Source organism: [Empedobacter] haloabium, assembly GCA_008011715.2.
Taxonomy (GTDB): Bacteria; Pseudomonadota; Gammaproteobacteria; order Burkholderiales; family Burkholderiaceae_D; genus Rugamonas; species Rugamonas haloabia.
Map to the genome: position 1 here is coordinate 6,339,102 of CP136508.1, position 22,814 is coordinate 6,361,915.

A 22,814-nucleotide genomic window follows, 5' to 3' on the forward strand; every position below is an offset into this window, starting at 1 on the left:
TTCTCCTTCGCTCATGCGGCGTGGGCGGTGACGACCGGGAAGGTGCGGCAGTCGGCGATGCGCAGGTCGGCCGAGACGGTGCCGCTGCGCCCGTCCTCGAATTTGACCTGGGTGCTGATGTACTGCGAGGCCTTGCCCGCGTACAGCGCGTCGATCAGCACCGCGTACTTCTCCGCGATGAACTTGCGGCGCACCTTGCGCGTGCGCGTCAGCTCGTCGTCGTCCGGGTCCAGCTCCTTGTGCAGCACGAGGAAGCGGTGCACCTGCGTCTGCCCCATCAGCGCTTCGCTGGCCAGGTCCGCGTTGACCTTCTCGACGCATTCCTGCATCAGCGCATAGGTTTGCGGATGCGCGGCCAGGTCGGTATAGCCCGCATAGGCAATGCCGCGCCGCTCGGCCCAGTTGCCCACCGCTTCCATGTCGATGTTGAGGAACGCGCAGACGGTGTCGCGGCCATGGCCGAACGCGACGGCCTCCTTGATGAAGGGGAAGAACTTCAGCTTGTTCTCGACGTAGTTGGGCGCGAAGATGGCGCCGTGGTTCATGCGCCCCACGTCGGCCGCGCGGTCGATGATGCGCAGGTGACCATCGTTGTCGAACACGCCGGCGTCGCCGGTATGGAAGTAGCCTTCGGCGTCGATCGCTTCGGCCGTCGCTTCCGGGCGCTGGTAGTAGCCGTCCATCAGCGTGGGCGACTTGACCAGCACTTCACCGTTGTCGGCCAGGCGCACGTCCACACCCGGCGCCGGCTTGCCCACGCTGTCGAACTTGATCTGGCCGTCCGGCTGCAGGCAGATGTAGGCGCAAGTCTCGGTCGAGCCATAAAACTGTTTCAAGTTGACGCCGATCGAGCGGTAGAAGCGGAACAGGTCAGGCCCGATGGCGGCGCCGGCCGTGTAGGCCACCTTCACGCGCGAAAAACCGAGCACGTTTTTCAGTGGGCCGTACACCAGCACCTGGCCCAGGGCATACGCAACGCGATCGGACCAGGGCACGGGCCGGCCGTCCAGCAGCTCGGCGCCGCAGCGCCGCGCCACCGCCATGAAGTGGTGGAACAGGCGGCGTTTCAAGGCGCCCGCGTCCTCCATCCGGATCATCACCTGCGTCAGCATGTTCTCGAACACGCGCGGCGGGGCGAAATAATAGGTCGGGCCGATCTCGCGCAGGTCCGTCATCACCGTCTCGCCCGATTCTGGGCAGTTGACGGTGAAGCCGGCAACCAGCGCCTGGGCAAACGAGAACAGGCAGTCGCCCACCCACGCCATCGGCAGGTAGGAGAGCACGTTTTCCTGATCCGTCAGGCCCTCGAACGCGACGCCGCCCGTGCCGGCCGCCAGCAGCGCGGCATGGGTCTGGCACACGCCCTTCGGTTTGCCGGTGGTGCCGGAGGTGTACAGGATCACGGCGTTGTCGCCTGGCTGGCCCGCCTCGATGGCGGCGTCATAACAGCCGGGGTTGGCGCGGTCCCAGGTCCGGCCCGCTTCCTGCAGCCGCGCGAACGACAGCAGCTCGGGCTGGCGGTAGTGGCGTAGACCCCGTTCGTCGTCGTAGGCGATGTGGGCAATCGCCGGATACTGCGCCTTCAGTTCCAGCAGCTTGTCGACCTGTTCCTGGTCCTCGACGACGGCGAAGCGGATGCCGGCGTCCGCCAGCACGTAGGCCATGTCGGCGGCGGGCGCGTCCTGGTACAAGGGCACGGCCACGCCGCCCAGGCATTGCGCGGCCAGCATGGCCCAGTACAGGCGCGGCCGGTTGTCGCCGACGATGGCCAGGTGCATGCCGCGCCCGAAGCCCAGCGCGGCCAGGCCGCAGGCGAGGGCGCGCACCTCGTCGTTGACCTGCTGCCACGTCCACGTCTGCCAGATGCCCAGATGTTTTTCGCGGTAGGCGCTCTGGTGTGGCCGCTCGCGCCCGTGCTCCAGCAGGCGGCGCGGGAACGTCGTTGCTTGCATCAGTGTCTCCCTGCCCTCGCGGGGGCATATGGTTTTTAGTCTGTTTTAGTTCTGATCCAGCACGCTTTTGTGTGATGATATTAACTTGCGATCCTGGGCCAGGTTGTCTTTTCGACGACAATTGGCCGGACTTTTTGTGGTGCGACGCAACAATGGAAACCAGACAACCCAGCCTGAAGGAAGCCCTGCGCAGCGCCATCTGGGCCCGCACCCTGACGCCCGAGCAGATGGCGCGCGTGGAGGCAACCACCTTCGAAGTGTTCGTGCCGAAAGGGGGTTTTGTCTGCCGCAAGGGCGAAGTGGTGGACAATTGGGTCGGCATCATCGCCGGCATGGTCAAGATGAACAACTTCTCGCCATCCGGGAAGAGCGTGACATTTACGGGCGTGCCGCCGGGCGGCTGGTTCGGCGAAGGCTCGCTGTTGAAAGACGAGCACCGCAAATACGATGCGATGGCGTTGCGCGACAGCCGCATCGCGCGCATGCCGGCCGAGACCTTTCACTGGCTGTTGGAGTCGAGCCTGCCGTTCACCCGCTTTCTCCTGATGCAGCTGAACGAGCGGCTGGGCCAGTTCATCGGCATGGTCGAGAACGAGCGCCTGCTGGACCCGGACACGCGCGTGGCACGCTGCCTGGCCTCGCTGTTCAACTCGCACCTGTATCCCGGCATCGAGCGCCTGGTGCAGATCTCGCAGGAAGAGGTGGGTTTGCTGTCCGGCGCTTCGCGCGGCCGCGCCAACCAGGCACTACAAGTGCTGGAGCGCCAGGGCCTGCTGCGGGTGGACTATGGCGGCATCCGCATCCTCGACCTGGAAGGCTTGCGGCGCTTCCAGGCGGGCTGACGCGCAGCCGGACGCTGCGGGCCGGCCATGTTTTGCCAAGAGAATATTTTTTTGCCGGCAAGATCGCCCGCTGGCGCGCTCCTGCACCGCCGCTGACCCGGCTTTTACAGTCGATCGTCCGCAGTGTTAGTGCCCTAACAAAGTATCGTCCCTGGCCGGTTTAGCCTTCGGTTTAGCCTAGTATGCAAACACGGTTGAATCTTGGGAGTCGTTATGGCACGGATGATTGGACAGGACTGGAACCTGCGTTCCCGGTTGCTGGCGCACAAGGCGCCGCTGCAGCCTCGCAATACCCTTGCGCCAAAATTGTTGATTGCCGCCGGCGCATTGGCCGCCGCGTATCTCGTCGTGCGCAGCAAAACCCGGCAGGCCGAGGCGGACAATCCGCCGGCCGGCCAATTCGTCGAGATCGATGGCGTCAAGCTGCATTACCTCGAGCGGGGCGCCGGCCCCGTCGTGGTGCTGCTGCACGGCAACGGCGCGTCGTCGCTCGACTTCGAATTGTCGGGCCTGGTCGACATGCTGGCGCAACACCATCGCGTGATCGCGTTCGACCGCCCTGGCTTCGGCTACAGCGAGCGACCCCGCAGCACGATCTGGACGCCGTCCGAACAGGCGGCACTGCTGGGCAGCGCACTGCGCCAGCTGGGCGCCGAGCCGGCCTATGTGGTGGGGCACTCGTGGGGGGCACTGGTCGCGCTGGCGATGGCGACCGAGACGCCACGCCTCGTCAAGGGGCTGGTCCTGCTGGGCGGCTACTACTACCCCAGTCCGCGCCTGGACGTGGCGCTGCTGGCCGGCCCGGCCGTGCCGGTGGTGGGCGACCTGATGCGCTTCACGGTGTCGCCGCTGCTGGGCCGGCTGGGCTGGTCGTCCTTCGTCAAGCGGCTGTTTAGCCCGCGCGAGCCGGCCGCCAGCTTTGCGCGCTGGCCCAAGTGGCTGTCGCTGCGACCGTCGCAACTGCGCGCCGCGGGGGCCGAGTCAGCGCTGATGATTCCGGCCGCCGCCAAGCTGCGCCACCGCTATGCCGAGATCACGGTACCCGTGACGATTTTCTCCGGCGCCGGCGACAAGATGGTGAACCCGGCCCACAACGCCGAGCGGCTGCACCGCGAACTGCTGCAAAGCCAGCTGCACACGGTGCAGGATGCAGGCCACATGCTGCACTACGTGGCGCAGGACGAGATCGTGCGCGCCGTGCGCGACATGGTGGAAAACCGGCCGCGCATGGATTTCCAGCAGACCTCGCATCATGACGGCGCGTTGACCGAGAGCGAGGCGCCGCGCGTGCTGCACTAGCCTACCGGAGCCGGATGGGGCGGGGCACGGTATCATAGTGCCTCGACCAGATCACCACCGCGACCATGTCCCGACCGCCTTCGCCCGTACCTGCCGACCACCCCATTCCCGCCCGCCTGGAGGCCCTGCGCCAGGCCATGCGCCGCCACGGCGTCGATGCCTGCATCGTGCCGTCGTCCGACCCGCACCTGTCCGAATACTTGCCGCCGCGCTGGCAGGGGCGCGAGTGGCTGTCCGGCTTTACCGGCTCGGTCGGCACCTTCATCGCCACGCAGGACTTCGCCGGCGTGTGGACCGATGGCCGCTACTGGACCCAGGCCGAGGACGAGCTGGCCGGCAGCGGCATCGAGTTGATGAAGATTTCGTCCGGCGCCAGCACGCAATATATCGACTGGCTGGCCGCGACGCTGCAGCCGGGCCAGGTGATCGCGGTGGACGGCGGCGTGCTGGGCCTGGCCATCGCGCGCCAACTGCGCCAGGCACTCGACGCGCGCGGCGTGGCGCTGCGCACCGACCTCGATCTGCTCGACGAGGTCTGGACCGGCCGGCCCGGCCTGCCGGACGCCCCGGTCTACGAACACCAGCCGCCCCATGCGGCGACCGCGCGCGCCGACAAGCTGATCGCGCTGCGCGCGGCGATGGCGCAGCACGGCGCCGAGCGCCACCTGATCTCGACCCTGGACGATATCGCCTACCTGTTCAACCTGCGCGGCGCGGACGTGTCGTACAACCCGATCTTCGTGTCGCATGCAGTGGTCACACCGGAGCGCGCGACGCTGTTCGTGGCCGACGACAAGGTGCCGGAGGCCGTGCGCGCGGCCCTGGCGGCCGATGGTGTGGACGTGGCGCCGTATGCCGGGCTGGCCGCTGCGCTGGCCGAGCTGGCGCCGAACGTGACCTTGCTGCTGGACCCGCGCCGCGTCACCCACGGCACGCGCCAGGCCGTGCCGCATCACGTGACTGTGGTGGAAGCCATCAACCCCACCACGTTCGCCAAGTCGCGCAAGACGGAGGAGGAGGCGGCGCACGTGCGCGCGACGATGGAGCAGGACGGCGCGGCGCTGTGCGAGTTCTTCGCCTGGCTGGAGGAGGCGCTGGCGCGCCGCGCGGAAGAAGCACTGGACGAGGTGGCGATCGACCGTCACATCACGGCGGCGCGGGCGCGCCGGCCCGGCTTCGTCAGCCCCAGCTTCGGCACCATCGCGGGCTTCCGTTCCAACGGCGCCATCATGCATTACCGCGCCACGCCGGCCCACTGCGCGCGCATCGAGGGCGACGGCCTGCTGCTGATCGACTCGGGCGGCCAGTACGTAGGCGGCACCACCGACATCACCCGCGTGGTGCCGGTGGGCGCCATCACGGTCGAGCACCGGCGCGACTTCACGCTGGTGCTGAAGGGGATGATGGCGCTGTCCGCCACGCGCTTCCCGCGCGGTACGCGTGCGCCGATGCTGGACGCGATCGCGCGCGCGCCGATCTGGGCCGCCGGCATCGACTTCGGCCATGGCACCGGCCATGGGGTGGGCTACTTCCTGAACGTGCACGAGGGCCCGCAGTCGATCTCGCCGTCCGCCATGCCGGAACCGCACACGGCGATGGAGCCCGGCATGATCACGTCGATCGAGCCGGGCATCTACCGCCCCGGCAAATGGGGCATCCGCATCGAGAACCTGGTGCTGAACGTGCCGGCCGAGGCCACCGAATTCGGCGACTTCCTCGCCTTCGAGACCCTGACCTTGTGCCCCATCGATACGCGCTGCATCGACCGCACCTTGCTGCGTGCCGACGAAATCGCATGGCTGAACGATTACCACGCCACCGTGCTGCGGCGCCTGCGCCCGCACGTGCAGGGCGCCGCCCTGGCGTGGCTGGAAGAAAGGACGACACCATTATGAGCAACCGCTCCACCCGCGCGTCGAATGCCGTCGACCGGCTGAAGGAACGCAGCGGCAACCCGGGCTGGTCGATGTCGCGCACCGGCAGCGGCCATTTCTTCCTGTCCGAGGGGCCGGGCCAGCCACCGTTGTGCCCACCGATGGAACTGGATGAATTCGTCGCCTTCGTCAACGCGCAGGGGCCGCAGAAGCCGCAGCGCATCAGCAAGCTCGATGTGGCGTTCGAGAAGCAGCTGACGAAAAAAGCGCCGAAGGCCTGAGCGCCATGTCCACCGCGGACTTCCTGGGCGCATACTGGTCTTCCAGCGAGCTGCTGACCAATGGCGTCATCCTGCTCAACCTGATCGGCGCGCTGCTGTTGGGCATGCTGGTGGGCTACGAGCGCGCGTACCACGGCCGCGCCGCCGGCATGCGCACCTATGGCCTGGTGTGCATGGCCTCGGCCGCGCTGACGGTGGTCGGCGGCTATCCCGACTCCTGGTTCGGCGGCCACACGGCGGCCGCCGTGGTGGGCACCGATCCGACCCGCGTCATCCAGGGCATCGTCACCGGCATCGGCTTCCTGGGCGCCGGCGTGATCATGCGCGAGGGGTTCAACATCAGCGGCCTGACGACGGCCGCGTCGATCTGGGCCTCGTCCGTCATCGGCATCCTGGTCGGCGTGGGTTTTTATATGGCCGCGATGGGCCTGGCGTTGCTGTGCGCGATGGTGATGATCTACCTGTCGAAGATCGAGGCGCTGCTGCCGTCGCGCCATGCGATCGCCATCACGATGCGCTTCAAGGTCGGCTACGAGCCGGCCGAGGAACGATTGCGCGCGCTGGCGCTGACGCGCGGCTACGAGATCGCCGGCGGCTCGCTGATGATCAGCCAGGACGAGGGAAAAATGGAATGGCGCTTCGTCGCGCTGGCGCTGGGCAAGCGCAGCGGCGCCCCGTTGGCGCAACTGGCCGCCGAGATGGCCCGTTTCGAGGGCATCGACAGCTTCGCGCTGACGCACGCCCGCAACTGACTTGGAGAGAGCATGCTGGTCACGGCACAAGACGTACTGGATTTCTGGTTCCTGCCCATAGGCGTCAAGGGCCACAACACGCAGCGCGCGGAATGGTTCCGCAAGGACGACGCGTTCGACCGCGAGATCTTCCGCCTGTTCGGCGACATCGTCGAGGACGGCCTGGCGGGCGGCCTGCGCCAGTGGGACGACGAAGGCACGCAAGGCGTGCTGGCGCGCATCCTGGTGCTGGACCAGTTCACCCGCAATATCTACCGCGGCACGCCGAAAGCCTTTGCCGGCGACGCGCTGGCGCTGGAAGCGGCACTGGCCCTGGACAACTCCGGCGCCAGCCAGACCTTGCCGCCGGTGCAGCGCGCCTTTGCCTACCTGCCGCTCGAGCACGCCGAAAACCTGTCGTTGCAGGAGCGCTCCGTGATCCTGTTCGACAAGCTCAGTGCGTCCGCCAGCGGCTTCGACACCATGCTGGACTATGCGAAACGGCATTACGAGGTCATCCGCAAGTTCGGCCGCTTCCCGCACCGTAACGCCATCCTGGGCCGTGCGTCGACGCCGGAAGAGCTGGAGTACCTGCAGCAGCCGGGATCGGGCTTCTGATGCGACGCCTGACGATTGTCGGCGCCGGCCACGTGGGCCGCGTGCTGGGCCGGCTGTTCCACCAGCGTGGCGTGTTCGCCGTGCAGGACGTGCTGGCGCGCTCGCCCGCATCCGCCGCGCGCGGCGTGGCGTTCATCGGTGCCGGTACGGCGACGGACGGGTACGGCGCGCTGCGCCCGGCCGACTGCTACCTGCTGGCCGTGACGGACGACCAGATCGGCGCCGCCTGTGCCGCCCTGGCGGCGGCCGTGCCGTTGCAAGGGGCGCTCGTGTTCCACTGCAGCGGCGCGCTGGCGTCCGACGCGTTGCACGCCGCGCGCGACCAGGGCGCGCTGGTGGCCAGCGCCCATCCGATCCGGAGTTTTGCCGATCCAGAAGGCGTCGCGGCCGCTTTTGACGGCACCTTTGCCGGCATCGAGGGCGACGCGGCCGCGCTGGCCGTGCTGACGCCGGCGCTGGATGCCATCGGCGCGCGGCCGGTGCCGATCGACGCGGCCGCCAAGACGGTGTATCACGCGGCGGCCGTCTTCGCCAGCAACTACCTGGTGACGGTGCTGGACGCCGCCCTGCGTGCCTACCAGGCCGCCGGCATCCCGGAAGCGGTGGCGCGCGAGCTGGCCCGGCCGCTGGCGCAGGAGAGCCTGTCGAATGTGTTCCGGCTGGGGGCGGCGCCGGCGCTGAGCGGACCCATTGCCCGCGGCGACATGGCGACGGTGGCACGCCAGCAGGCGGCCGTCGATGCCTGGGATGCCTCGACCGGTGCCTTGTACCAGGCACTGGTGGCGCCGACGGTCGCGCTGGCCGCGCGCAAGCAGGGCGCGGCGGCCAATTAAGGCCGCGCTATCTTATTGGCTAGACGGCGCTGCAATTTTGGGCAGGTAATCTTGTCAGGACACCCTGCGTTTACAGGCGTTTCGTTGCGCGACAGCAAAAATGATCCCGTTGTGATCGACAAATTTGGCTCGAAGCAATAAGCTAGGCTTCTCTTACTCCAACACAACACTTTTTTCATCATCGGCGCGATGCCCAATCTGCGCCGGACAGGGGATCGTAATGCTATTTCTGAAATCCACGACCGTGACCAAGGCGCCCGGCATCTATGAAGTCGACATCGCCGCCAAGCCGCCCGGCAAGACCTACGGCGTCTACATGGCGACCGACCCGGACAATCCGCCGACCGCCGTGCTGGAGGCGCTGCAAGCCGCCGGCTTCCAGCAGACGCACAGCTCCGGCTACACGCACAAGGACCGCGGCAAGGTGCTGGACCTGCACTTCCAGAAGGACGGCACCGACCTGTTCAAGGGCTGGAAAGCGGACGAGTGCGAAGCCAATATGGCGCTGATCAACAAGGTGTTCGGCGACGTCGGCATCACCGTCACGCCGCGCGTGATGTCGCTGGCCGAAGCGTACGCTTAACGCGCGGTAGCAGGAACCCAAGGGGACAGGCAGCTGTCTCGGGGCCTTCAAGGCCCCGGGACAGCTGCCTGTCCCCGTTGCTTTCAGGGCCGCGAACGACGCTGCTGTGCCGTTCTTACGCGACCTCGATGTGATACAGCGCCCACGGGCAGCTGTTGAAACGCTCGGCGGGCGTCCTGGTTGCCATGTCCGGCACGCGGTCCGCGTCGTAGATGGCCCACAGCGGCCCCAGGCCGCCCAGCGCCATCGGCTGGCCGTCCAGGTGGGTGGCCACCAGGTAGCGCCGCGTGCGGGCCTGCTCGGCCGTGATCACGGCCGCGTAGCCGTCCACGGCGCGCAGCGCCAGGCGGGTGGCCGGCGCCAGGGTGGCGCCAGCGGCTTTCAGCACGTCCGTCAGCAACGGTCCTTTCAAGGTGTGCGGCTTGCCGTCGTATTCGAGCGTTGGCCGGATCGTCACGGCCGGCAGGGCGGTCAAGGCCGCGTAGTCGAACACGTACGCCTTGTCGAAGGACAGCTTTTGCTTGTGCATCATCTGGTCCGCGACAGGGTCGAACGGCCCGCGGTTGGCCTTGGCGATGGCGCCGGTCACGGTCAGCAGGGCGGGGCCGCGCGCGATCGCGGGCGCGGCGGCCGCTGGCAGCGCGGGCAGGGTGCCCGCACCCGCCAGGGCGGCCATAAAGGTGCGTTTCTTCATCGGAAATCCCATCGTTCTTGTGGTTCGCTATGATAGCGCGATGGACCTGTTCGACAGCCCCGACACCCTGCAGCCCATTCCCATCGACGATGGCGAACTGGCGTTCCTGCCGCAGCTGCCGCTGCCCTGGCCCAACGCCGAAATCCTGCGGCGCTTGCTGGACGAAATCGCCTGGAAGGAAGAGACGATTTTTGTCTGGGGCAAGGCGCAGAAGCAGCCGCGCCTGTCGGCCTGGTATGGCGAGGCGGCCTACACGTATTCCGGCCGCCTGTTCCGCCCGCTGCCATGGACGCCGCTGCTGCATGCACTGCGGGACATCGTCGAGCGCGTCACGGGCCGGCGCTTCAACAGCGTGCTGCTGAACTGCTACCGCAACGAGCGCGACAGCGTGGGCATGCACAGCGACGACGAGCCGGAACTGGGGCCGGCCCCGGCGATCGCGTCGCTCAGCTTCGGCGCCACCCGCACCTTCATCCTCAAGCACAAGACCCTCCCCAAGACGCTCAAGCTCGACCTGACGGACGGCAGCCTGCTGCTGATGGCTGGCGCCTTGCAACGGCACTGGAAGCACGGCATCAACAAGGAAACCAGGCCGCGCGGCGTGCGCGTCAACCTGACTTTCCGCCAGATTGCGTGAACGGCTGCAGGTAGGCGGCCGGGATGTCGATACGCGCCATGCCGCCGACGATCAGCAGGCTCGACACGGTGCCCACCGCCGCACAGCGCCGCACGATGCGGCCCCGGTGCGCGGCAGGCAGCCGCCGCGCGACCGCGCTGCCGAGGTGGACGGCGATCGCCACCACGGCCAGAAAATAATACGGCACGAAAAACGCGGCGGCCGGCCACGCATGCATGCCGGCCGCCGCGAAATAAATGTTCGTGTCGGTGCCGGCATACCGCCCGGCCAGCACGGCAGTCGTATGGACCGCCAGGAAGAACAGCAAATACAGCCCGGACAGCCGCGCCAGGCGTTGCCCCGGCGCGCGTGACGACCATGCCAGCGGCGCGCCCGTGACCAGCTGGACCGCCACGCACCCCAGCAGCAGTGCCTCGACCGGCGGCCAGCGGTAGACGACGCGCAGCGCTTCCATGACGGCAAGGTGAGCGGGGGCACCGGCCAGCACGGCCAGGTGCTGGAACAGGTGCGCAAGCACGAACAAGGCAAGGATGCTGCCCGACAGGCGGTGCAGGGTACGGCGCGCGATCATGGAGGCGGTCCGGTAATGACGAATACCGCCCAGCATAGGCGGGCCGCCGCGGCCCGTCTTGAACGATTGCGACAGGCGCTTATGTGCGCCCGCTAACACAACAATGAGCGGACTCAACCACACCAGATGGGGTGACAAATAGTCATTTCAATAGCGATTACAACTACTAACAATTATTACGCAAATAGACCTTTCATAAATCAAATCAGGTGTTATCTTGGCGTCGTCGCAGTTCAACCGATGAACAGCGATCCCTGGCAGTTCAACCATTTGCTGAGAGATCACAACATGAAAAAGACCATCCTGGCCGTACTGGCTTCCGTTAGCGCCCTGGGCGCCGTGTCCGCGCATGCCGCCGATGGCGTGCCTTACATGGGTGTGGGCGTCATCGCCTCCGAACACCGCTACGATACCGGCTTCCCGACCGCCGGCGTCACCGTCAGCGACGACAAGAAAACGGAATGGGGCGGCAAAGTGTTCGCCGGCTACCAGATCAACCCGATGTGGGCGGTCGAGGGCGGCTATACCAACTTCGGTAAAGGCGACGCGGACTACACCGTGGGTGCCGTGCGCGGCAGCGCCGAAACCAAGGCCGAATCGTTCTACATCGCTGGCAAGGCCACCTACCCGGTCGCCGAAAAGGTCAACGTGTTCGGCAAGCTGGGCGTGGCCCACAACCGCAACGAAGTGTCTGGCAGCATCCTGGGCGTGAGCGGCAAGGACGAGTTCAGCAAGAACAGCGTCTACGCGGCCGTGGGTGCCGACTATGCGATCAACGAGAAAGTATCGATGTCGCTGGAATACGAGCACTATGGCAAGACCGGCGTCGACTTCGGCCGTCGCAAGGGTGGCGTCTCGCTGAACGCGCGCTACAACTTCTGATGCCGTCTCCCAGACCTGCTGCGCAGCCGGTTTGAAACGCAAAAGGACCCGCGAGGGTCCTTTTTTTACGTCTACCGACCAGCCCGTGTCCCACCGTGGGGTCAGTCACCGCGGTAGGACACGAGCCCAGCCTTAAACAGGCCGAGATCAGGTCGTCAGTGGCTTGTAGCGGATACGCTTCGGCTTGGCGCCTTCTTCGCCCAGGCGCTTTTTCTTGTCCGCTTCGTATTCCTGGTAGTTACCGTCGAAGAAGGTAACCTGCGAATTGCCTTCGAAGGCCAGGATGTGCGTCGCGATACGGTCCAGGAACCAGCGATCGTGCGAGATGACCATGACGGAACCGGCGAATTCCAGCAGCGCGTCTTCCAGCGCGCGCAGGGTTTCGACGTCCAGGTCGTTCGACGGTTCGTCCAGCAGCAGTACGTTGCCGCCCTTGAGCAGCGTCTTGGCCAGGTGCAGGCGGCCGCGTTCACCGCCGGACAGGTTGCCGACGATCTTCTGCTGGTCGCCGCCCTTGAAGTTGAAGCGGCCGAGATACGCACGCGACGGCATCTCGAAGCGGCCGACCGACAGCATGTCCGCGCCGCCCGACACGTCCTCGAACACGGTCTTGTTGTTGGCCAGCTCGTCGCGGCTCTGGTCCACCAGCGAGATTTTCGCCGTCTGGCCAATGACGACTTCGCCGCTGTCCGGCTTGTCGATGCCCGCAATCATCTTGAACAGGGTCGACTTACCGGCACCGTTCGGGCCGATGATGCCGACGATCGCGCCCGGCGGCACGGTGAACGACAGGTTGTCGATCAGCAGGCGGTCGCCGAAGGCTTTCGACACGTTCTTGAATTCGATGACTTCATTGCCCAGGCGCTCGGCGACCGGAATGAAGATCTCCTGCGTCTCGTTGCGCTTCTGGTATTCGTATTCGGACAGTTCGTTGAAGCGGGCCAGGCGAGCCTTCGACTTGGCTTGACGCGCCTTCGGATTCTGGCGTGCCCACTCCAGTTCCTTCTGCAGCGCCTTCTGGCGCGCCGATTCGGTCGCTTCTTCCTGCTTCAGGCGGGCCTGCTTCTGGTCCAGCCAGGAGCTGTAGTTGCCCTTCCAGGGGATGCCATGGCCGCGGTCCAGTTCCAGGATCCATTCGGCGGCGTTGTCGAGGAAATAGCGGTCGTGGGTGATGCCGACCACGGTGCCAGGGAAGCGCAGCAGGAACTGCTCCAGCCATTCGACCGATTCGGCATCCAGGTGGTTGGTCGGCTCGTCCAGCAGCAGCATGTCCGGCTTCGACAGCAGCAGCTTGCACAGCGCCACGCGGCGCTTCTCACCGCCGGACAGCACGCCGATCTTGGCATCCCACGGCGGCAGGCGCAGCGCATCGGCGGCCATTTCCAGCTGCAGGTTCAGGTTGCCGCCGTCCGAGGCGGAGATGATCGCCTCCAGGCGCGCCTGCTCGGCGGCCAGCGCGTCGAAGTCGGCATCCTCTTCCGCGTAGGCGGCATAGACGGCGTCCAGCTTGGCTTGTGCCTCGAAGGCTTCGCCCAGGCCCGACTCCACTTCCTGGCGCACGGTCTTCTCCGGGTCCAGCTGCGGTTCCTGCGGCAGGTAACCGATGTTCAGGCCCGGCATCGGGCGTGCTTCACCCTGGATGTCCGTGTCGATGCCCGCCATGATTTTCAGCAACGTCGACTTACCGGAGCCGTTCAGGCCCAGCACGCCGATCTTCGCGCCCGGGAAGAAGGACAGCGAAATATCCTTGAGGATCTGGCGCTTGGGCGGGACGATTTTGCCCACGCGGTTCATGGTATAGACGTAATTTGCCATTTAGAAATAACTCGATGAGATGAAGATGGAAATACAGAAGGTCAACAAGGATACGCCAAACGGGCACGGGGGGCTAGGGAAACGACCGGGCGCGCTGGTCGGTGGCTTGCGCCCGATCGGTTCGGACGCATGAGAACGCTTGCATAATGAAGCGTAGGGCATTACGCTGCTATCAATGATAGCGAAGAGGGGGGAAGCCATGGCCCAGTTACTGGTACGCGATATCGACGAGGCGGTGGTCGATGCCTTGAAACGCACCGCCGCCGGCAATGGCCGCAGCGCGGAGGCGGAACACCGCGAAATCCTGCGCGGCGCGTTGACGGTGCGCCCGAAAAAGCGTTCGTTCAAGGAAGTGCTGGCGGCGATGCCGTATTTCGAGGATGACGCACTGTTCGACGTGCGCTGAGCGCCATGTATCTGCTCGATACCAACGTCATTTCGGAGTATCGCAAGGGCGCGCACGCCGATCGCGGCGTGCAGGCGTTTTTCGCCGGTGTGCAAAGTGAGGAGTTGTTCCTGCCGGCCCAGGTGGTCGGCGAAATCCAGGCCGGCATTGCCCGGCTGCGCCGGCAGGAAGACGAACTGGCCGCCCAGCGCGCCCGGCTGTACGAAAGCTGGCTGGACGAACTGCTCGAGACGTTTGGCGCCCGGGTGCTGGAATTCGATACCGAGGCGGCGCGCGTGTGGGGCACCTTGCTCGGCAATGACAAGCACGATCCGCACCCGATCGACAAGCAGATCGCCGCGATCGCGCTGGTGCACGACCTGGTCGTCGTCACGCGCGACCACGGCACGGCCTTCAAAACCTTGCGCCCGGTACGGGCGCTCGACCCGTTCAGCGTCGGCGTACCGGCCGGCTGACAGTGGCGCTCAGGCCGCCGCCGTGCGCCGGCTGACCCACAAGCCTTCCATCACGTACAGCGCCAGCGCGCTCCAGATGATCACGAAGCCGGCCAGGCGCGCCGCCGAGAACGTTTCGCCGAACACCGTCAGGCCCAGCAGCATCTGGATCGTGGGGCCGATATATTGCAGCATGCCCAGTACGGACAATGGAATGCGCCGCGCCCCCGCCGCGAACAGCAGCAGGGGGATCGCCGTGATCGGGCCGGCGGCCGCGAGCAGCCAGCGCGTGCTGTCGCTCGGGGTGTTCAGGAAGGCATTGTCGCCATGCAGCGTCAGCCAGCCGACATAGATTGCCGCCAGCGGGAACAGCAGCAGCGTCTCGAACGACAGCCCTTCCAGCGCCGCCAGCGCGGCGGTCTTGCGCAGCAGGCCGTAGGCGCCGAAGGTCGCCGCCAGCAGCAAGGCGATCCACGGCAGCTGGCCGGCCTGCCACGTCAGCCACAGCACGCCGGTGGCGGCCACGCCGATGGCGGCCCACTGGCCCGGGCGCAGGCGCTCCTTCAGCACGAGCAGGCCCAGCAGCACGTTGACGAGCGGATTGATGAAGTAACCCAGGCTGGCGTCGATCACGTGGCCGTTGTTGACGGCCCAGATGTAGATGAACCAGTTGGCCGACAGCAGCAGGGCGGACAGGATGAACGTGCCCACCACGCGTGGCCGGCGCAGCACGTCCGGCAGCCACTGCCACTGGCGCCGCACCGTCAGCACGGCGCACAGGAACAGCAGCGACCACACCATGCGATGGGCCAGGATCTGCATCGGCGGCACCTCGTGCAGCGCCTTGAAATACAGCGGGAACAGGCCCCAGATCAGGAATGCCAGCGCGGCATAGGCGACGCCGCGGTTCATGCGTACGCTCCAGCGCGCTGCGCGCCGCCAGAAGAACCGTGTGAATAATATTGCATTGTTTACTCTCGTGAATCGGGGAAAATACCATAATGGCGGCGGGCCTGCAGGCGAGCCCCCTGGAGCGGCCCGCACGAAAGGCGGGCTCTGCTTGCATTTCCGGCACGGTTGACCTATTGTGCAATGCGCCAAAACTCACTTTGGGTGCACCTTTGACAGATAAAAAAAGCAGTATCGCCGCGCTGACCCTGGCCGCGGTGGGGATCGTCTATGGCGATATCGGGACGAGCCCTCTCTACACGCTGAAAACCATCTTCGATCCGGAACACGGCCTGGCCCTGAACCAGGCCAACCTGCTCGGCATCGTCTCGCTGATCTTCTGGGGCCTGACGCTGATCGTCTCGCTGAAATACGTTACCCTCGTGCTGCGTGCGGACAACCGCGGCGAGGGCGGCATCATGGCCCTGATGGCGTTGGTACTGAACTCCGTCAGCAAGCGCTCGGCATGGCATTTCCCGCTGCTCGTCATCGGCGTGCTGGGCGCCACGATGTTCTATGGCGACAGCGTCGTCACGCCCGCGATCTCCGTGCTGGGTGCCATCGAGGGCCTGGAAGTGGCCGCGCCGGGGCTGGAACGCTATGTCGTGCCGCTGACGATCGTCGTGCTGGTATCGCTGTACGCGCTGCAGCGCCACGGCACGGCCGGCATCGGCCGCTGGTTCGGCCCGGTCATGGTGCTGTGGTTCGCCGCGCTGGCCGTCATGGGCGTCATCAATATCGTGCAGGAGCCGGCCATCCTGGCGGCCCTGAATCCGCTGCATGCGATCACCTTCCTGTACCAGAACGGATTCATCGCGTTCGTGGCGCTGGGCGCCGTCGTGCTGGCATTGACCGGGGCCGAGGCGCTGTACGCCGACATGGGCCACTTCGGCAAGAAGCCGATCCGCATGGCCTGGTTCATGATCTGCTTCCCCGCGCTGGCACTGAATTATTTTGGCCAGGGTGCCCTCCTGATCCGCAATCCCGAGGCCATCTCGAACCCGTTCTTCCAGCAGCTGGGCAGTTGGAGCGTGTATCCGCTGGTGGTACTGTCGACGATGGCCGCCGTGATCGCGTCGCAGGCCACGATCTCGGGCACGTTCTCGATGACCAAGCAGGCCATCGCGCTGGGCCTGCTGCCGCGCATGCGCGTGCTGCACACCTCCGAACACCAGATCGGCCAGATCTACATCCCGGCCGTCAACTGGCTGCAGCTGGCCGTCGTGCTGGTGGCCGTCGTCGGCTTCGGCTCGTCGGACCGCCTGGCCGGCGCCTACGGCATCGCCGTCACGGCGACCATGCTGGCCACGACCATCCTGACGTTCTTCGTCACGCGCTACCGCTGGCACCTGCCGCTGGCGGTGTGCCTGGGCGCCACGGGCTTCTTCCTGATCATGGATATCGCGCTGTTCTCGGCCAGCACCTTGAAGCTGTTCCATGGCGGCTGGATGCCGCTGGCACTGGGCACGGCGCTGTTTACGATCATGATGACGTGGCGCACCGGCCGCCATCTGGTGTTCAGCAACCTGGAAAAGCACGCGATCCCGCTGGAGGATTTCCTGTCGTCGCTGTTCGTGGCGCCGCCGGTGCGCGTGCCCGGCACGGCCATCTTCCTGCGCGGCGAAAGCGATGGCGTGCCGCATGCGATGCTGCACAACCTGTCGCACAACAAGGTGCTGCACGAGCGCGTCGTGTTCCTGACGGTGCATATCCTGGAGGAGCCCTACGTGGCGCGCGCCGACCAGGTGCGCATCGCCGACCTGGGGCACCAGTGCTTCCAGGTCAACGTCAGCTACGGCTTCAAGGACGAACCGGACATCCCCGCCATCCTGACCCTGTGCGGCGAATTGGGGCTGCCGTTCGAGATGATGGAGACGTCGTTCTTCATCGCGCGCCAGACGGTGATCTCGGCGCCAGGCGAAGGCATGGCGTCGTGGCGCGAGCACCTGTTCGTCGCGATGTCACGCAACGCGCGCGCCGCCGCCGACTATTACCAGATCCCGCCCAACCGGGTGATCGAGCTGGGTACACAGGTGGAGATCTGACGACTGTACGCGACAAATTTGTAACCAAATTGTTGCAAATGTGCATTGGGCGTTCCGCTCCGTTACACTCGGCGGCTGGACGCGCTGGCCCGGCCATGCGCGCATCTCAATCCATCACAGTGAGCCCAATGAAATCGATCTTCCAGCTTGTTGCATCCCTGACCTGCGCGCTGGCGCTGACCGCTTGTGGCGGCGGCGGCAGCGACAGCCCCGCCCCGACCGCGCCCGTGCAGCCGGCGTTCAGCAAGACCGACACGGTGGTCGGCACCGGCATCGAAGCTGCCGCTGGCGACAGCGTCACCGTCAACTACACGGGCTGGCTGTATTCGGCGACGGCGGCGGGCAACAAGGGTAACCAGATTGATACCAGCACGGGCCGCGGTCCGCTCACGTTCACGCTGGGCAGCGGCGCAGTCATCAAGGGCTGGGACCAGGGCGTGCCGGGCATGAAGGTCGGCGGCAAGCGTACGCTGGTCATTCCGGCCGACCTGGCATATGGTGCGCAAGGCCGGGGTTCGATCCCGGGTAACGCGGCGCTGATCTTCGACGTCGAAATGGTAGCCATCAAGCGCTGATCCGCGCCGGCACCGAAAAACGGCGGCCCGAGGGCCGCCGTTTTTTTTATTCGCGCAGCAGCAGGCGCCAGCCGATGCGTACGTGGGCGGCGCGCATCACGCGGCCCGTAGCGCGTCGACCATGATGCGGCCGTCCAGCAGGTTCAAGGTGCGCGAGGCCTGCGCGGCGTGGCTGGGCGAGTGCGTCACCATGACCACCGTCGTGCCTTCGGCGTTAATCGTGCGCAGCAGGCGCATCACCTCGTCGCCATGGGCCGTGTCCAGGTTGCCGGTCGGTTCGTCGGCCAGCAGGATCGCCGGTCCCGCCACCAGCGCGCGGGCGATCGCCACGCGCTGCTGCTGGCCACCGGAGAGCTGCGATGGCCGGTGTTTGGCGCGGTGCGCCACGCCCAGCTTGTCCAGCATCGCCGCCACGCGGGCGCGCCGCTCGCGCACCACCATGCCGGTGTATTCCAGCGCCAGCTCCACGTTCTCGAATACCGACAGCTCCTCGATCAGGTTGAAACTCTGGAAGATGAAGCCGATGCGGCCGCGCCGCAGTTCGTTCAGCTGCGCCTCGCTCCAGCCGGCCACGTTGCGCCCCTCGAACCAGTAGTCGCCGCTGGTGGGCACGTCCAGCAGGCCCAGGAGGCTGAGCAGGGTGGACTTGCCGCAGCCGGAGGGACCGGTGATGGCGACGTATTCGCCCGCGTCGATTTCCAGGTCGATGCGGTCGAGGGCCGTGGTCCGCACCTCGCCGGCCACGTGGATCTTGCTGACGCCTGAGAGTTTGAGCATTGCCGTTCCTTTTGTTCGAGTGGGAAGATTACTGCGAAATCCGCAGCCGGGTCGATTTTCCGAAGCCGCCGTAGCTTGAAACGATCACCCGCTCGCCCGCGCGCAAGCCGTCCAGCACCTCGACCTGGGCGTTGTTGCGCCGGCCGGTGCGGATCGCCCGGCGTTCGGCGTGGCTGGCATCGGTCAGCACGAAGGCCCAGGCGCCGCCGGTGTCGTTGACGAAGGCGCCGTTCGGCAGCAGCAGCGCCGGCGCCGGTTCGCCCAGCGTGATCTGCGCATCGACGCTCTGGCCGGGACTCAGCACCTCCGGCTGGCCCTGCGTGAACAGCAGTTCGGCCGTGAAGCGGCCGTCCTTGATCTGCGGGTAGACGGTGCCGACCCTGACCGGGTAGCGGCGGCCGTCCTGGATCACGCTGCCCTGTCGGCCCACGGTCACGCGGCTCAAGTAGAACTCGTCGATGGGCGCAAGGAGCTTGAAGCGCGCCGGATCGTCGATGCGGCCCACGTTCTTGCCGGTGACGATCGATTCGCCCACCTGCAGCCGAAAATCCGTCAGGCGTCCCGCCACGGGCGCGCGCACGGCCAGCGCGTCGACGGTGGCTTGCACCAGCTGCAGGCCGGCGCGCAGGCCACCGATGGCTTCCTCCAGCTGGCCCAGCGCATTGCCGCGCACCTTGTCCTCGGCCAGGTTGCTGGCCTGTTCCAGCGCCAGCGCGCGCTGGGCCTTGTCGCGCCGGTCGCAGGTCTCCTCCAGTGCGGCGGCGGAGATAAAACCTTGCGTGGCCAGGCGCCGCTGACGGGCGCAGCTTTTGTCGGCCTGCTCCAGCGCGAAGGCGAGGTCGTCCAGGCGGCGCTGGCGCTGGCTGCGGTCGTTCTGCTCGGCGACGCGCAAGGTGGACAGGTTGGAGATCTGCTGTGCCAGCTCGGACTGGCGCGCGAGGAGCTCCAGGTTGCGCTGCGGGTTCGAGATGCGGAACAGCAGGTCACCTTGTTTCACCAGCTCGCCGTCGCGCGCGTACACCTCCTCGATGCGGCCCGATTCGACCGAGTCGAGGATGACGGCGCGCAGCGGCGCGGCGCTGGCGCGCACGGCGATATCGTCACGGAAGATGCCCCGTTCGACGCTGGCGATGCGCAGGTCGCGGCCTTCGACCTGCAGGCCGCTGGGCAGCCAGTACCACAGCGCCAAGGCTCCCGCCGCCGCAAGCATCACTGCGGCGGCGGCCAGCGCAAGGGTGCGGCCCCGCTTGCGGGGCACGATGGTGTCCATGGCGGCGCCGGCGGCGGGGCGGAGGGTGTGCGGTGTCATGCCGGTACTTCAGCAAGCGATGTGCCAGGCTTGAAAACGCCGTGCCGGCGTGGCTTTGCGGCGTGGGTTGTCCACTACCGGACAAGTCGCGCTGTCCGCTTCCGGACAGCGGATTAGGCCGTCGCCCCCGGGCCCAAACGCTGCTGCTAGAATGGTCCGATCGCTACTGACCGCACCGTCCATGACTGCTCGCATCCTGATCCTCGACGACGACGCCGACGTCGCCTGCGCTGCGCGCCTGCTGCTGCGCCGGCGCCATCCGGACGTGACGGTGCTGGACGATCCGGCCGACCTGCCTGCGCTGCTCGCACGCGCCGTGCCGGACGTGGTGCTGCTGGACTTCAATTTCACTCCGGGCCGCACCGATGGCGCCGAAGGCCTGGCGGCGCTGGACCTGCTGCGCCGCCAGCCGCGCGCGCCGGCCGTGATCGCGCTGACGGCGTACGCCGACGTGCCGCTGGCGGTGGAAGCGCTGAAGCGCGGCGCCGCCGATTTCCTGACCAAGCCGTGGGACAACGCGCGCCTGCTGGCGGCCGTGGAGGGCGCGCTGGCCCGGCGCACACCCGCGCCGGCGGCCGCCGCCACGTCCGCGCTGATGGGCGACTCGGCGCCGATGCAGGCCGTGCGCGCGATGATCGCCAGCGTGGCGCCGACCGAGGCGAACGTGCTGGTGCTGGGCGAGAACGGCGTCGGCAAGGAACTGGTGGCGCGTGCGATCCACCAGGCCTCGCGCCGCGCGGCGCACACGTTCCTGGCCGTGGACATGGGCACCTTGCCGGAAGCGACGTTCGAGAGCGAGTTGTTCGGCCACCGGCGCGGCGCGTTTACCGATGCGAAGAGCGACCGGCCGGGCCGTTTCCAGGCCGCGCGCGGCGGTACCCTGTTCCTCGACGAGATCGGCAACATGCCGCTGGCGGGCCAGGCCAAGCTGCTGACGGCGCTGGAGCGGCGCGAGGTGACGCCGCTGGGGGCGGACCGGCCCGAAAGCGTGGACGTGCGCATCGTCAGCGCGACCAACCTGGACGAGGCGCGGCTGTTCGATCCGGCCGTGTTCCGGCCCGACCTGCTGTTCCGGTTGAACACCATCGTGATCCGCGTACCGCCGCTGCGCGAGCGCCGCGCCGACATTCCCGCGCTGCTGCGCCACTACCTGTCGCATTACGAAGCCCAGTACGGGCGACCTGCCCGGGCACTGGCGCCGGCCGCGCTGGCCGCCTTGCAGGCGCATGCCTGGCCCGGCAATGTGCGGGCGCTGCGCCACGCCTGCGAACGGGCCGTGATCCTGGCCGGTGGCGCCGACTACCAGGTGGACGACTTCGGCCTGCTGGCACCGGCCGCGCCGACGCCCACGGCGGCGCCGGCGGCGACCCTCAACACGCTGGAGCGCGACGCCATCGCCGCCGCGCTGACGCAGGCCCAGGGCAATATCAGCCATGCCGCCAAGATGCTGGGCGTCAGCCGCGCCGCGTTGTACCGCAAGCTGGACAAGCATGGCATCTGAGCGGGCGCTGAAGGCGGGCGCCGGCATTGCCGCCGCCGCGCTGGCGCCGCTGGGCGCTGTCGCCGCGTGCGTGGCCGACTCGCCGCGGCTGCTGGTGCTGTGCGCGCTGGGTGGCACGATCGCGGCGGTGGTGCTGTGGCGTCTGTTGGCGCGGCTGACGGTGCGGCAGCCATTGCCCGAAGCGGTGCTACCGTCCCGCGCCGGCACGGACGACGCGCTGCTGGCGCTGGAAGCACGGCTGGAACACGCGCCAATGGCGCTGTTTCGTGTCGATGGCCTGGCGGGGGAGGGGAGCGTTGCGCCGTTGAATGGCAACGCGCGCCGGCTGCTGGCGCCGGGCCGCGCCAGCGAACCGGAACGCCTGTGCGCGCTGCTGGCGGCGCAGCCGGCCGACCAGCGCACCTTGATCGGCTTCGATACCGAGCGGGGCCTGGAGCGCGCGCTGGTCGCTGTCTCGGCGCTGACGGTGCAGGGGTGCGGCCAGCGCCTGGTCGCGCTGCTGCCGGTGGAAAGCCAGCTGGAAGCGGAAGCGCTGAACGCCTGGCGCCAGCTGGTGCACGTGCTGACGCACGAGATCATGAATTCGCTGACGCCAGTCGCATCACTGTCGCGCACGGCGCGCGAGATGCTGCACGACGTGGCCTTGCCGCCGGAGGTGGGTGGCGACATCGGCACGGCACTGGATGCCATCGCGCGGCGCTCGGCCAGCCTGGTCGATTTCGTGGCCAGCTATCGCAGCCTGTCGACGTTGCCGCGGCCGCGTCCGGAACGGGTACGTCTGGTGGACCTGTTCGCCCGGCTGGAGGCGCTGGTCGGGCCGGATTGGCAGGCGCGCGGCGGCAGCGTGCGCTTTGCCGTCGAACCGGCGTCGCTGGAAGTGCTGGTCGATCCCGGCCAGCTGGAGCAGGCGCTGATCAATCTGTTGAAAAACGCCGCCGAGGCGACTGCCCAGGTGGCGCAGCCGCGCGTGGAGGCCGTCGCCCGGCTGGGGCGCGGCGGGCGCCTGCGCATCGAAGTGTCGGACAACGGTCCCGGCGTGCCGGACGACACGGCCCCGCACATTTTTACACCGTTCTTCTCGACGAAAAAACAGGGTCGCGGCATCGGCCTGGCCATGGTGCGCCAGCTGGTGCATGGCAACGGCGGCACGGTGCGGCATGCCCGCTCGGTGACGAGCGGCGCCCGCTTCATCGTCAGCTTTTAATCG

Annotated in this window: 23 protein-coding genes; 16 read left to right on the forward strand and 7 right to left on the reverse strand. The window is 67.1% G+C overall.

The window, feature by feature from the left end; translation table 11 throughout:
- Window positions 1-11: 11 nt before the first annotated feature.
- Window positions 12-1,952, reverse strand: coding sequence for an AMP-binding protein (locus E7V67_027705; GenBank protein ID WUR13424.1), 1,941 nt, complete (start codon window positions 1,950-1,952; stop codon window positions 12-14).
- 152 nt (window positions 1,953-2,104) lie between these two features.
- On the opposite strand from E7V67_027705, the gene E7V67_027710 reads away from it, so the two are divergent.
- The 8 genes from E7V67_027710 (at window position 2,105) to E7V67_027745 (ending at window position 9,013) form a co-directional block, all read left to right on the forward strand.
- Complete coding sequence (locus E7V67_027710; GenBank protein WUR13425.1) at window positions 2,105-2,794, forward strand: Crp/Fnr family transcriptional regulator; 690 nt, start codon at window positions 2,105-2,107, stop codon at window positions 2,792-2,794.
- Window positions 2,795-3,007: 213 nt separating this feature from the next.
- Window positions 3,008-4,093 carry an alpha/beta hydrolase gene (locus E7V67_027715; GenBank protein WUR13426.1) on the forward strand — a complete coding sequence of 362 codons (1,086 nt, stop codon included), beginning with the start codon at window positions 3,008-3,010 and terminating at the stop codon, window positions 4,091-4,093.
- Between the two features lie 65 nt (window positions 4,094-4,158).
- Entirely contained in the window at window positions 4,159-5,988 is a 1,830-nt protein-coding gene (locus E7V67_027720; protein ID WUR13427.1) for an aminopeptidase P family protein, read from the forward strand.
- Entirely contained in the window at window positions 5,985-6,248 is a 264-nt protein-coding gene (locus tag E7V67_027725; protein ID WUR13428.1) for a hypothetical protein, read from the forward strand. The genes E7V67_027720 and E7V67_027725 overlap by 4 nt, the downstream gene beginning before the upstream one ends.
- Window positions 6,249-6,253: 5 nt before the next feature.
- Window positions 6,254-7,000, forward strand: a complete 747-nt coding sequence (locus E7V67_027730; GenBank protein ID WUR13429.1) for an MgtC/SapB family protein — start codon at window positions 6,254-6,256, stop codon at window positions 6,998-7,000.
- A 12-nt stretch (window positions 7,001-7,012) separates the two neighbouring features.
- A complete protein-coding gene (locus E7V67_027735) occupies window positions 7,013-7,597 on the forward strand; it encodes a DUF924 family protein (protein ID WUR13430.1) in 585 nt (194 codons plus the stop codon).
- Window positions 7,597-8,430, forward strand: coding sequence for a DUF2520 domain-containing protein (locus E7V67_027740; protein WUR13431.1), 834 nt, complete (start codon window positions 7,597-7,599; stop codon window positions 8,428-8,430). The genes E7V67_027735 and E7V67_027740 overlap by 1 nt, the downstream gene beginning before the upstream one ends.
- A 220-nt stretch (window positions 8,431-8,650) precedes the next feature.
- Window positions 8,651-9,013, forward strand: coding sequence for a hypothetical protein (locus tag E7V67_027745; protein ID WUR13432.1), 363 nt, complete (start codon window positions 8,651-8,653; stop codon window positions 9,011-9,013).
- A gap of 115 nt (window positions 9,014-9,128) precedes the next feature.
- Here the strand turns inward: E7V67_027745 and E7V67_027750 are convergent, their stop codons facing one another.
- Window positions 9,129-9,707, reverse strand: coding sequence for a molybdopterin-dependent oxidoreductase (locus tag E7V67_027750; protein ID WUR13433.1), 579 nt, complete (start codon window positions 9,705-9,707; stop codon window positions 9,129-9,131).
- Between the two features lie 40 nt (window positions 9,708-9,747).
- On the opposite strand from E7V67_027750, the gene E7V67_027755 reads away from it, so the two are divergent.
- Window positions 9,748-10,344: an alpha-ketoglutarate-dependent dioxygenase AlkB gene (locus E7V67_027755; GenBank protein ID WUR13434.1), complete on the forward strand. Its 597-nt coding sequence runs from the start codon at window positions 9,748-9,750 to the stop codon at window positions 10,342-10,344.
- On the opposite strand, the gene E7V67_027760 is transcribed toward E7V67_027755, so the two are convergent.
- Window positions 10,316-10,915 (reverse strand): hypothetical protein, encoded by a 600-nt coding sequence (locus E7V67_027760; GenBank protein WUR13435.1) that lies wholly within the window; start codon window positions 10,913-10,915, stop codon window positions 10,316-10,318. The two genes, E7V67_027755 and E7V67_027760, sit on opposite strands and share 29 nt — an antisense overlap.
- Window positions 10,916-11,203: 288 nt before the next feature.
- Between E7V67_027760 and E7V67_027765 the strand changes: the two genes are divergently transcribed.
- Complete coding sequence (locus E7V67_027765; GenBank protein ID WUR13436.1) at window positions 11,204-11,797, forward strand: outer membrane beta-barrel protein; 594 nt, start codon at window positions 11,204-11,206, stop codon at window positions 11,795-11,797.
- Between the two features lie 147 nt (window positions 11,798-11,944).
- On the opposite strand, the gene ettA is transcribed toward E7V67_027765, so the two are convergent.
- Window positions 11,945-13,612, reverse strand: a complete 1,668-nt coding sequence (ettA, locus tag E7V67_027770) for an energy-dependent translational throttle protein EttA (protein ID WUR13437.1) — start codon at window positions 13,610-13,612, stop codon at window positions 11,945-11,947.
- A gap of 199 nt (window positions 13,613-13,811) precedes the next feature.
- On the opposite strand from ettA, the gene E7V67_027775 reads away from it, so the two are divergent.
- Window positions 13,812-14,018 carry a DNA-binding protein gene (locus tag E7V67_027775; GenBank protein WUR13438.1) on the forward strand — a complete coding sequence of 69 codons (207 nt, stop codon included), beginning with the start codon at window positions 13,812-13,814 and terminating at the stop codon, window positions 14,016-14,018.
- Between the two features lie 5 nt (window positions 14,019-14,023).
- Window positions 14,024-14,473, forward strand: coding sequence for a type II toxin-antitoxin system VapC family toxin (locus E7V67_027780; protein WUR13439.1), 450 nt, complete (start codon window positions 14,024-14,026; stop codon window positions 14,471-14,473).
- 9 nt (window positions 14,474-14,482) lie between these two features.
- Here the strand turns inward: E7V67_027780 and rarD are convergent, their stop codons facing one another.
- A complete protein-coding gene (gene rarD, locus E7V67_027785) occupies window positions 14,483-15,364 on the reverse strand; it encodes an EamA family transporter RarD (GenBank protein WUR13440.1) in 882 nt (293 codons plus the stop codon).
- A 209-nt stretch (window positions 15,365-15,573) separates the two neighbouring features.
- Here rarD and E7V67_027790 point away from each other — a divergent pair, with 209 nt between their 5' ends.
- Window positions 15,574-17,445 carry a potassium transporter Kup gene (locus tag E7V67_027790; GenBank protein WUR13441.1) on the forward strand — a complete coding sequence of 624 codons (1,872 nt, stop codon included), beginning with the start codon at window positions 15,574-15,576 and terminating at the stop codon, window positions 17,443-17,445.
- A gap of 128 nt (window positions 17,446-17,573) precedes the next feature.
- Entirely contained in the window at window positions 17,574-18,020 is a 447-nt protein-coding gene (locus tag E7V67_027795) for an FKBP-type peptidyl-prolyl cis-trans isomerase (protein ID WUR13442.1), read from the forward strand.
- Between the two features lie 96 nt (window positions 18,021-18,116).
- Here E7V67_027795 and E7V67_027800 read toward each other — a convergent pair whose 3' ends face one another.
- Both E7V67_027800 and E7V67_027805 read right to left on the reverse strand, forming a co-directional pair.
- Window positions 18,117-18,797, reverse strand: a complete 681-nt coding sequence (locus E7V67_027800) for an ABC transporter ATP-binding protein (GenBank protein ID WUR13443.1) — start codon at window positions 18,795-18,797, stop codon at window positions 18,117-18,119.
- A gap of 28 nt (window positions 18,798-18,825) precedes the next feature.
- Window positions 18,826-20,106: an HlyD family efflux transporter periplasmic adaptor subunit gene (locus E7V67_027805; GenBank protein ID WUR13444.1), complete on the reverse strand. Its 1,281-nt coding sequence runs from the start codon at window positions 20,104-20,106 to the stop codon at window positions 18,826-18,828.
- 181 nt (window positions 20,107-20,287) lie between these two features.
- Between E7V67_027805 and E7V67_027810 the strand changes: the two genes are divergently transcribed.
- The gene (locus E7V67_027810; protein ID WUR13445.1) at window positions 20,288-21,607 is read left to right on the forward strand and encodes a sigma-54 dependent transcriptional regulator; all 1,320 of its coding nucleotides are present in this window, start codon (window positions 20,288-20,290) and stop codon (window positions 21,605-21,607) included.
- Window positions 21,597-22,811, forward strand: coding sequence for an ATP-binding protein (locus tag E7V67_027815; protein ID WUR13446.1), 1,215 nt, complete (start codon window positions 21,597-21,599; stop codon window positions 22,809-22,811). Before E7V67_027810 ends, E7V67_027815 begins: the two co-directional genes overlap by 11 nt.
- The last annotated feature ends 3 nt before the right edge of the window (window positions 22,812-22,814 follow it).